Genomic DNA, 9,766 nt, shown 5'->3' with positions numbered 1-9,766 from the left:
GCCTCGCCGCGCCAGGTCAGCGTGCCGTCGGGCAGCAGGCCGAACGCCTCGTCCGACTCGGCCGCGATGCGGCCCAGCCGACGCGCCACCTCCGGCCCGACCGCCCGCTGGGCGGCGGCGCGCAGGGCGCGGTCCTCCAGCGTCGAGCCGCCCTGGGCCGGGGCGAAGTGCAGGCCGTGCAGGTCGCCGACATAGTGGCCCTCGACCGTCACCGCGCCGTCCTCGCCGACGCCGGCCAGCACCTCGTCGCGCACGCGCAGGGCGCGCATCAGCACGCTGGTGCGCCGGTCGATGAAGCGCTGCATCAGGCGCTCGTGCAGGGTGTCGGACAGCCGGTCCTCCAGCCCGCGCATCTTCTCCTGCCAGTGGCCGGGCGACTTCAGCCAGTCCGGCCGGTTGGCGACGTAGGCCAGGGTGCGCACGTTGGCGAGCCGGCGCGCCAGGGCGTCGATGTCGCCGTCGGTGCGGTCCAGCGCCTGGAACTGCGGCGCGATCCAGCCGTCGGAGAGCTGCTGGCGCGGGCCGGTCAGGTGCTCGAACACGGAGCGCACCAGGCGCACGTGCTCGTCGACCGAGACCTTGCGGAAGTCGGGGAGCTGGCAGACGTCCCACAGCCGCAGTAGCCGCTCGCGATTGCGGCAGGCGGCGACGACGTCCTCGTCCTTGACCAGCTGGCGAAGCGTGGTCTCGTCCAGCGCCTCTTCCGACAGCTTCAGGCCGGAGAGCGGCGGCGGGGCGACCAGCGAGCGCAGCAGTTCGCCGAGCGAGCTGAAGTCCAGGCGCGAATTGCGCCACTCGGCCCCGCCCACCGGCTGGAACCGGTGCTCTTCGACCGCCTCGACCAGGTCCTCGTCCATCTCCGGGCAGTCGCCGGTGACCCCGAAGGTGCCGTCGGTGCGGAAACGGCCGGCGCGGCCGGCGATCTGGGCGATCTCCTGGGCGTGCAGCCAGCGGGTGCGCTTGCCGTCGAACTTGCGCAGGCCCGCGAAGGCCACGTGGTCGACGTCCATGTTCAGGCCCATGCCGATGGCGTCGGTGGCCACCAGGAAGTCGACCTCGCCGGACTGGTAGAGCTCGACCTGGGCGTTGCGGGTGCGCGGGCTCAAGGACCCCATCACCACGGCCGCGCCGCCGCGCTGGCGGCGGATCAGTTCGGCGATGGCGTAGACCTGGTCGGCGGAGAAGGCGACCACGGCGGTGCGCGCCGGCAGGCGGGTCAGCTTCTTGGGGCCGGCGTAGGTCAGTTGCGAGAACCGCTCGCGGGTGACGATCTCCACGCCCGGCAGCAGGTGGCGGATCAGCGGCGCGATGGTGCCGGCGCCCAGGAACATGGTCTCGTGACGGCCGCGGGCGTGCAGCAGGCGCTGGGTGAAGACGTGGCCCCGAGCCGGGTCGGCGCACAGCTGAATCTCGTCGATGGCCAGAAAGTCGACGTCGCGGGTCAGCGGCATGGCCTCGACGGTGCAGACGAAATACTGCGGCCGCGGCGGGACGATCTTTTCTTCGCCGGTGATCAGGGCGACCGAGCGGGGCCCCCGCGCGCGGACGATGCGGTCGTAGACCTCGCGCGCCAGCAGCCGCAACGGCAGGCCGATCATGCCCGACGAATGCGCCAGCATGCGTTCCACCGCGAGGTGGGTTTTGCCGGTGTTGGTCGGGCCGAGCACCGCCACCAGTCGCGAAGGGGCGGCGCCGGTGGAACGATCGCTCATGCTTCCAAGGTGGAGATTCGACCGTCGGGCGGCAAGCGGAGCTTCTTAGGGGAAACCCCTAAACGGCGCGTGGGTTCACGCTGACCCGCTCAAGCCGTCCAAGTCACGCCGCCTGCCGGGCCTCGGCGATCTCGGCGGCCTCGGCCAGGGCGGCGATCAGTCGGTCGGCGGCGATCGGCTTGGCCAGGTGACGGTCGGCGCCGGCGGCGCGTCCGGCCTCCAGGTGCTCGGCCAGGGCGTTGGCGGTGAGCATGTGGATCGGCGTGCGCGGCAGGCCCTGCTGGGCCTCCCAGCGGCGGATCTCGCGGGTGGCGGTCAGGCCGTCCATGAACGGCATCTGCATGTCCATCAGCACCAGGTCGAAGGCCGGCAGCTCGCGGAAGGCGTCCAGCGCCTCCTGGCCGTTCTCGACCGAGACCATCTCGACGCCGACCTGATCGAGGATCAGCTCGACCACCTTGCGGTTGGTCGGGTGGTCGTCGGCCAGCAAGACGCGCATCGGACGGTCGTCGGCCCCGGCGGTCTCCTCGAAGGCCTCCTGGGCGCTGGTCACCGAGCGCGGGGCCTCGGCCTGCGCCAACGGCAGCTGCAGGGTGAATGTCGAGCCTTCGCCCGGCGTGGAGTCGCAATCCAGGTCGCCGCTCATCAGCTCGGCCAGCTGGCGCGAGATGGCCAGGCCCAGGCCCGTGCCGCCGAAGCGGCGGGTGATGGAGCCGTCGGCCTGCTGGAAGCGGCCGAACACGCGTTCCTTGTCGGCGGCGTCGAAGCCGACGCCGGTGTCGCTGACCTCGAAGCGCCAGGCGCCGTCGGCGTCGCAGGCCGCCTTCAGGCGAACCTCGCCCCACTCGGTGAACTTCACCGCGTTGGACAGCAGGTTGGTCAGGATCTGCTTCAGGCGTACGGCGTCGCCCAGGACCCAGCCGTCGGCGGTCGCGGGGATCTCGACGCGGAAGGCCACGCCCTTCTCCTCGGCGCGCAGGGCCAGCAGGCCGGCGACCGAGCGCAGGGCGTCGCCCAGGTGGAAGGCTTCGACCTGGATCTCGACCTGGCCGGACTCGACGCGGGCGAGGTCCAGGACCTCAGACAGCAGGCGTTCCAGCGTCTCGCCGGAGGCGCGGATCAGCTCGACCATCTCGCGCTGGGCGGGGCTGAGCTGGGTGCGGGCGAGGACGTCGGCCACGCCCACCACGCCGTTCAGCGGCGTGCGGATCTCGTGGCTCATATTGGCGAGGAATTCGCTCTTGGCGCGGTTGGCGGACTCGGCGTGTTCGACCGCCGCCTTCAGCGCTTCGGCCGCGGCGTGTTCGTCGGTGACGTCCTCGGCCACGCCGATGATGTGGCGCGCGCCCTCGTCGCCGTAGGTGGCCAGCGAGCGGCCGCGGAATCGGCGCTTGGCCCCGTTCGCGACCGGGATCTCCATCTCTTCCAGATGCACCCGGCCGGAGCGGACCACGCTCTGGTCGAGGCGCCGGCGCAGCGCGGCCAGGCGGCCCGGCATCAGGTCGGCGTCGGTGCGGCCCAGCACGTCGTCGCGCTCGACCCCGAACACGCGTTCGGCGGCCTGGTTCATCAGCACGTAGCGGCCGCTGCGCGCGTCCTTGGCGTAGAGCACGGCCGGGACGTGGTCGATGATGGTGTCGAGGAAGGACTGGGTCTCGATCTCGGCGGTGACGTCGCGCGACTGGGTCAGGACCCTGATCACCCGGCCGGCCCGGTCGAAGACCGGCGACACCACCGTGTCCCACCAGCGCGGCGCGCCAGCCTCGGCGGCCAGGAACACGCGGAAGCTCTTGGTCTGGCCGGCGGCCGCGGTCTCAACCGCGTGCTGGGCGGCGGCGGCGTGCTCGGCCGGCCAGAGCGAATGCCAGCTGTGGCCGCGGGTCACGGCCAGCTCGCCGGCCTGCAGCAAGTCCAGCCCGCGCCGGTTCATGAAGGTCACGCGGCCGTCGCGCCGAAGCACGGCCAGAGCGTTCTGGCTGGCTTCGGCTATGCCCAGAAACAGGCCGCCGCGAACCTGGAGTGGCGCTTCGTCCAACCGTCGATCCCCGCACCGGTCCGCTCCTTCTGAGGCGGCCGTTCGGATCAGTCTGCACCGGCAATCATGAAAGGATGGTTTTCCGCTCTCGGAATGAAACAACGCGCGGCGACCTCTGTTCTCGCCCTCGGGATTCGCTTTCGAGAACAACCGAATGAGCTCGCCCCGCGACGTCGCCGTCCTGGTCGGCAGCCTGCGCAAGGGCTCGCTGAACCTGAAGCTCGCCCACGCCCTGCAGGAGCTCGCGCCGGCGAGCCTGAAGCTGGAGATCGTCCCGATCGGCGACCTGCCGCTCTACAACGCCGATCTCGATGAGGATCCGCCGCCCGCCTGGCGGGCCTTCCGCGAGCGGATCGGCCGGGCCGAGGCGGTGCTGTTCGTGACGCCCGAGTACAACCGCTCGGTCCCCGGCGTGCTGAAGAACGCCATCGACGTCGGCTCACGCCCTTACGGCCACAGCGCCTGGGCCGGCAAGCCGGGCGCCGTGATCAGCGCCTCGCCCGGCGCGATCGGCGGCTTCGGGGCCAACCATCACCTGCGCCAGTCCCTGGTGTTCCTGGACGTGCGGCCGCTGCAGCAGCCGGAAGCCTATGTCGGCGGGGCTCACAAGCTGTTCGACGAGGCGGGCCGGGTGAACAACGACGACACCCGCAAATTCCTGCAGGCGTTCATGGACGCGTTCGCGGGGTGGGTGGAGAAGCAGCTCGCCGCCTGAGCTTAACAAGGTGCGCCAGGCGCCCCGAACAGCGGCGAAACGAATCATGACCGAATCAGCGACATCGCCCGATTCAGTCTTTGTTCCCTACTACTAATGGTAGATGATTCGAGCTCGGCCACAAACCCGTCCCGCCCCCAGCCGCGCGCGCCGGACGCCCTTTCCTTGCGCCGCGTCGGCGGCTATCTGAGGCGCGTGGCTCCGTAGCTCAGCCGGATAGAGCAGCGCTTTCCTAAAGCGAAGGTCGCAGGTTCGAGTCCTGCCGGGGCCGCCACGCTCTCCAGAAATCTCAACGACACCGGCGGTTTGGCCTGGATTCGTCCGGTCGCGCGCCGGGGTTGGCCAAGCCGGCGATCCGCCCCTGTTCTCCTCCGAACGGAGGAAGCGCGGCCGCGTGTCCTGCGCCAAATCGGGGGCGTCGGGACGGCCCCGGCTGAGCGGGGCGCCGGCTTTGATCGCTTCCGTGGCCGAGCCCGTCGTTCGGCGCTGGACTTTGATTTCGGGTCGCGAACGGTTCCGCCCCGGCGGCGCGCGTACGGGGGGCAAGCTGTGTTTCGGCGGGACGGTCCGGTTCAAGGCGCGCCAGAGCCGCTGGCCGGCGCCCTTCGCGCCTGCAAGCGCCACCTTCTGACCGCCGGCGTGTTCAGCGCCCTGGTCAACGTCCTCTACCTCGCGCCGACCCTGTACATGATGCAGGTCTACGACCGGGTGATCCCGACCGGCGGCGAGATGACCCTGGTCTTCCTCACGGTCGTCATCGTCTTCGCGCTGGGAACCCTGGCTGGGCTGGACGCGATGCGTTCGCGCCTGCTGATCCGCGCGGGCCTGCGGCTGGACCGTCTGCTCGCCGGCGAGGTGCTCGGCCGGGTGATGGCGCGCCGGATGGGGCCGGGGGCGCCGCGCGCGGGCCAGGCCATGCGCGACCTCGACGCCTGCCGGCAAGTGCTGTCCGGACCGGGCGTGCTGGCGCTGATGGATACGCCCTGGACGCCGATCTACCTGCTGCTGTGCTTCTTTTTGCACCCGCTGCTGGGCGCGCTCACCCTGGTCGGCGGCGCGCTGCTGCTGACCCTGGCGGTGCTCAACGAGCGCGGGACCAAGTCCAAGCTGCAGGCGGCCGGTCAGGCCGCCGCCGCCGCCTACGCCGCCCAGGAGGCGGTCGGCGCCTCGGCCGACGTGGTGCGCGCGCTGGGCATGCGCCAGGCCATGGTCGGCCGCCAACTGGCCGAGCGCCAGAACGCCACGACGCTCCAAGCCGGCGCGCAGTTCCTGGGCGGCCAGTATTCCGGCGCGATCAAGTTCCTGCGCCTGACGCTTCAATCGCTGGCGCTGGGCGCCGGCGCCTATCTCGCCGTCGAGGGCCAGATCTCCGGCGGCGCGGTCATGGCCGCCTCGGTCCTGCTCAGCCGGGCGCTGCAACCGGTCGAGCAGGTGGTCGGGGCCTGGGCCGGCATCGTCCAGGGCCGCGCCGCCCTGCGCACCCTGGTGGAGCTGTTCGAGCAGTCGCCGCCCGAGGTCCGCGCGACCGCCCTGCCTGCCCCCAAGGGGCTGCTGCAGGTCGAGAGCGTAACCGTGCGCGCGGGCGCCGAGCAGTTCCTGCTGAAGAACGTCGCCCTGGCCGTGCGGCCCGGCGAGATCGTCGGCCTGGTCGGCCCCAGCGGCGCGGGCAAGACCACCCTGGCGCGGATCGCGGCGGGCGCCCTCTCACCCGACCACGGCGTCGTGCGGGTCGGCGGCGCCGACGTGAAGGACTGGGGCGGCGACCGCCTGGCCGCCCACGTCGGCTACCTGCCCCAGGACAGCGCCCTGTTCGCCGGTACGGTTCGCGACAACATTTCACGCTTCGCCGGTTGGACGGGCGCCGAGGCCGCGACCATCGACGCCGACGTGGTCGCCGCGGCCATGGCGGCCGGCGCGCACGAGATGATTCTGCGCCTGCCGCAGGGCTACGACACCGCCCTCGGCCCGGCCGGTCGCGGCCTGTCCGGCGGCCAGGCCCAGCGGGTGGCCCTGGCTCGCGCGCTCTTCCGCGATCCGGTGCTCGTCGTGCTGGACGAGCCCAACTCCAACCTCGACGGCGAGGGCGAGGCCGCCCTGCTGAACGCCATGCGCCAGCTGAAGGCGCGCGGCGCCGCGGTGTTGATCGTGGCCCATCGCACCGGTGTGTTGGCCATGGCCGACCGGCTGGTGGTCCTGCGCGACGGCGTCGTCGAGATGTCCGGCCCGCGGGCGGAGGTCACAGCCAGGCTCGCCGCGCCCGAGGCCACACCCGCGCCGCGGCCCGAAACCAAGCGCCTCAAGGCGGCGAGCTGAGCATGACCCTGGTTTCTCAAACGTCCGTCGCCCGAGTGGAGCCGTTCCGCGACGACGCCGGCGTCGAGACGCGCATCGGCGGCGCGCTGGCCGGCGCGTTCTTCGTGGGTTTCCTGGGTTGGGCCGCCTTCGCCCCGCTCGACGCGGGCGCGCACGCGCAGGGCGTCGTCGCCGTCTCGGGCAATCGCCAGGCTGTGCAGCATCGCGAAGGCGGCGTGATCACCGCGCTGCGGGTCAAGGAGGGCGACCGGGTCGCGCAAGGCCAGGTGCTGATCGAGGTCGCCGCCGGCGAGCTGCGCGCGACCGAGCGGGCCCTGACCAGTCAGGTCCTGTCGCTGAAAGCCCAGCGCGCGCGCCTGATCGCCGAACGCGACGGTCTCGCCGCCCTCGCCCCGCCGCCCGAGTTCGCCGCCCTGCCGGCCGAGGACCGTGAGCTGGCGGATCAGGCCCTGCGCCTGGAACGCATGCAGTTCACCGCGCACCGCCAGGCCATGGCCTCGCAGCGCGGCGTCCTCGCCCAGAGGGTCGGCCAGCTGGAACAGCAGATCCAGGGCCAGGGCCGTCAGCTCGACGCCAACAGCGAGCAGCAGCGCCTGGTCCTCGAAGAGCTGGACGGCATGCGCTCGCTGGAGCAGCGCGGCTATGCGCCCAAGACCCGGGTGCGCGCCCTGGAGCGCTCGGCCGCCGGCCTGCGGGGCGAGGACGGCGCATTGCGCGCGGACACCGCCCGCGCCCGCGAGGCGATCGGCGAGACCCGCATGCAGATGGTCTCGCTGGAGCGCCAGTCGCTGGAAGAGGTGGTCGACCAGTTGCGCCGCGGCGAAGAGCAGCTGAACGAAGTGGAGCCGCGCCTGAGCGCCGCGCGCGAGCAGCTGGCCCGCGCCCAGGTGCGCGCGCCGGTGGCCGGCGACGTGGTCGGCTTAAGCGTCTTCACCGTCGGCGGCGTGGTCCAGCCCGGCCAGGCCCTGATGGAGATCGTGCCCCGCGGCGCGCCGCTGGTGGTCGAGGCGCGGGTGTCGCCCAACGACGCCGACGGCCTGCGCGTCGGCCAGCCGGCCGAGGTGCGCTTCCCGTCCTTCCACCAGCGCGACCTCCCCAAGATCACCGGCCGCCTGACCCGGCTGTCCGCCGACAGCTTCACCGACGAACGCACCGGCGTCCGCTATTTCCGCGCCGAGGTGGCGGTGCCGCCGGCGCAGCTGGCCGCCCTGGCCGAACGGCGGGGCGGCGACACCGGCCTGAAGCCCGGCCTGCCGGTCCAGGTCGTTGTCGCGCTCAGGAAGCGGACGGCGCTTCAGTATCTCCTGGAGCCGCTGGAGCAGACCATGTGGCGGTCGTTCCGGGAGACGTGAGGCCGGCGCCTAGGCGTCGTCCTCGCCACGCCGCCTGGGCCCGGGCGCGGTGATCGGGCAGGGCGTCGCCTGAGGACGGGCGACCTCGAGCACGGCCAGGCCGGAGACCGTCAGGCCGGCGGCGCCGACGCGGGCGATCAGCGTCAGGCGCCTCAAGAGTGCGTTCAGGACCGGCACGAGCGCCTCAAGCCTGCCGATAACGTTCGGCGGCGCGGGCGTTGGCGAAGCCGGGCAGCAGGGCCTGGCGCGCGGCCTCGGAAGCCGCCCACTGGGCCGCGTCCGGCAGGGGCGGAATGGTGACCGGCTCGCGCCGGTCGAAGCCGACCAGGGCCGCGTCGACCAGCTCGTCGACCTCCATGACCGCGGGCAGGGCGTTCACGTCCTTGCCGGCCCGCGCCCAGATCTCGGTGCGGGTGGCGGCGGGCAGCACGGCCTGGACGTAGACGCCCTTGGGCCCGAGCTCGGTCTGCAGGCTCTGGGACAGGAACAGCACGAAGGCCTTGGTCGCGCCGTAGACGCTCGCGCCCATCTCCGGGGCCAGGCCGATGACCGAGCCCAGGTTCACGATCGCGCCCCGCCCTTCGGCGGCGAAGCGCGGGGCGACCGCGGCGGTCAGGCGGGCCAGGGCGGTGACGTTGAGCGCCAGCAGCCCGGCCACGGCCTCGGGGCTTTGGTCGAGGAAGCCGCCGGGCAGGCTGGCGCCGGCGTTGTTGACCAGCACGCCGATGCGGGCGTCCTCGCGCAGCCGGTCCTCGACCTTCGCCAGGTCGGCGGCGTCGGCCAGGTCGGCGCGCAGGACGTCGATGGCGACGCCGGTCTCGCGGCCCAGGCGCTCGGCCAGGGTCTCCAGCCGGGCCTGGTCGCGCGCGACCAGCACCAGGTCGTGGCCGCGCCGGGCGAAGCGGTCGGCGTAGACCGCGCCGATGCCGGTGGAGGCGCCGGTGATCAGCACCGCGGGTTTGTCGCTCATGGTCGGTTCCTTTCGTTGCCCCCGGCACGATGACGCGCCATATGGATATGAAAATCATAGGGGCGAGCGGCTATGGAAAAGAAAGCGACGAAACGCGCGCCGACGCTCTGTCCGGTCGCTCGCGCGGAAGACCTGGTCGGGGACCGCTGGACGGTCCTGGTCCTGCGTGAACTGTTCATGGGGGCGCGCCGGTTCGACGAGATCCAGGCCGGGACCGAAGCGACCCCGCAGATGGCCGCCGCGCGCCTGAAGCAGATGGAGGCCGACGGCCTGATCGAGCGGCGGCCCTACAGCCAACGCCCGCTGCGTCACGAGTATCACCTCACCGAGAAGGGCCGGGCCCTCTTCCCGGTGCTGCTGGCCTTGCGCGCCTGGGGCGAGACCTGGTGCAAGGCGCCGGGCGAGGCGCGGGCGGTGGAGTTCACCCACGACGCCTGCGGCGGCCCCGCGGGGCTGGGGCCGCTATGCGAGACCTGCGGGCGGCCGCTGTCGGATGGGGAGCTGACCGCCGAGCGGACGCCGGCCTACGCGCGCGAACGCGAGGGCCGGCTCCGGAGCTTCAAGGGGCAGGGCTAACCGCGCGCGGCGGCGAGTTCCTCGGCCAGGGTGCGGACCAGCTCGCCGGCCGGCAGGGCGCGGGCGAGCGGCGCGCCCTGGCCGGCCCATTGC

At 72.5% G+C, this 9,766-nt stretch carries 8 protein-coding genes and 1 tRNA gene; 5 read left to right on the top strand and 4 right to left on the bottom strand.

Annotated elements, in window-relative coordinates; translation table 11 throughout:
• Together G3573_RS17310 and G3573_RS17305 are read right to left on the bottom strand one after the other, a co-directional pair.
• On the bottom strand, window positions 1-1,712 hold a 1,712-nt coding region (locus G3573_RS17310), incomplete at its 3' end, for a helicase-related protein (RefSeq protein ID WP_163262889.1).
• Window positions 1,713-1,815: 103 nt separating this feature from the next.
• Window positions 1,816-3,747 carry a PAS domain-containing sensor histidine kinase gene (locus G3573_RS17305; RefSeq protein ID WP_163262887.1) on the bottom strand — a complete coding sequence of 644 codons (1,932 nt, stop codon included), beginning with the start codon at window positions 3,745-3,747 and terminating at the stop codon, window positions 1,816-1,818.
• A gap of 154 nt (window positions 3,748-3,901) precedes the next feature.
• Here G3573_RS17305 and G3573_RS17300 point away from each other — a divergent pair, with 154 nt between their 5' ends.
• The 4 genes from G3573_RS17300 (at window position 3,902) to G3573_RS17285 (ending at window position 8,127) form a co-directional block, all read left to right on the top strand.
• Window positions 3,902-4,462 carry an NAD(P)H-dependent oxidoreductase gene (locus G3573_RS17300; RefSeq protein ID WP_163262885.1) on the top strand — a complete coding sequence of 187 codons (561 nt, stop codon included), beginning with the start codon at window positions 3,902-3,904 and terminating at the stop codon, window positions 4,460-4,462.
• 197 nt (window positions 4,463-4,659) lie between these two features.
• Window positions 4,660-4,736, top strand: a tRNA-Arg gene (locus G3573_RS17295).
• A gap of 275 nt (window positions 4,737-5,011) precedes the next feature.
• Window positions 5,012-6,775 carry a type I secretion system permease/ATPase gene (locus tag G3573_RS17290; RefSeq protein ID WP_346427409.1) on the top strand — a complete coding sequence of 588 codons (1,764 nt, stop codon included), beginning with the start codon at window positions 5,012-5,014 and terminating at the stop codon, window positions 6,773-6,775.
• A gap of 2 nt (window positions 6,776-6,777) precedes the next feature.
• Complete coding sequence (locus G3573_RS17285; RefSeq protein WP_163262883.1) at window positions 6,778-8,127, top strand: HlyD family type I secretion periplasmic adaptor subunit; 1,350 nt, start codon at window positions 6,778-6,780, stop codon at window positions 8,125-8,127.
• A 9-nt stretch (window positions 8,128-8,136) separates the two neighbouring features.
• Here the strand turns inward: G3573_RS17285 and G3573_RS17280 are convergent, their stop codons facing one another.
• The gene (locus G3573_RS17280) at window positions 8,137-8,304 is read right to left on the bottom strand and encodes a hypothetical protein (protein ID WP_163262881.1); all 168 of its coding nucleotides are present in this window, start codon (window positions 8,302-8,304) and stop codon (window positions 8,137-8,139) included.
• A 7-nt stretch (window positions 8,305-8,311) separates the two neighbouring features.
• Window positions 8,312-9,097, bottom strand: coding sequence for an SDR family oxidoreductase (locus G3573_RS17275; RefSeq protein ID WP_163262879.1), 786 nt, complete (start codon window positions 9,095-9,097; stop codon window positions 8,312-8,314).
• A 72-nt stretch (window positions 9,098-9,169) separates the two neighbouring features.
• On the opposite strand from G3573_RS17275, the gene G3573_RS17270 reads away from it, so the two are divergent.
• Entirely contained in the window at window positions 9,170-9,673 is a 504-nt protein-coding gene (locus tag G3573_RS17270) for a helix-turn-helix domain-containing protein (RefSeq protein WP_163262877.1), read from the top strand.
• Window positions 9,674-9,766: the final 93 nt, after the last annotated feature.

Source organism: Caulobacter sp. 17J65-9 (assembly GCF_010975005.1).
Lineage (GTDB): Bacteria > Pseudomonadota > Alphaproteobacteria > Caulobacterales > Caulobacteraceae > 17J80-11.
Note: the sequence above shows the minus strand (reverse complement) of the source record. Positions and strands in the feature narration are given on the sequence as shown.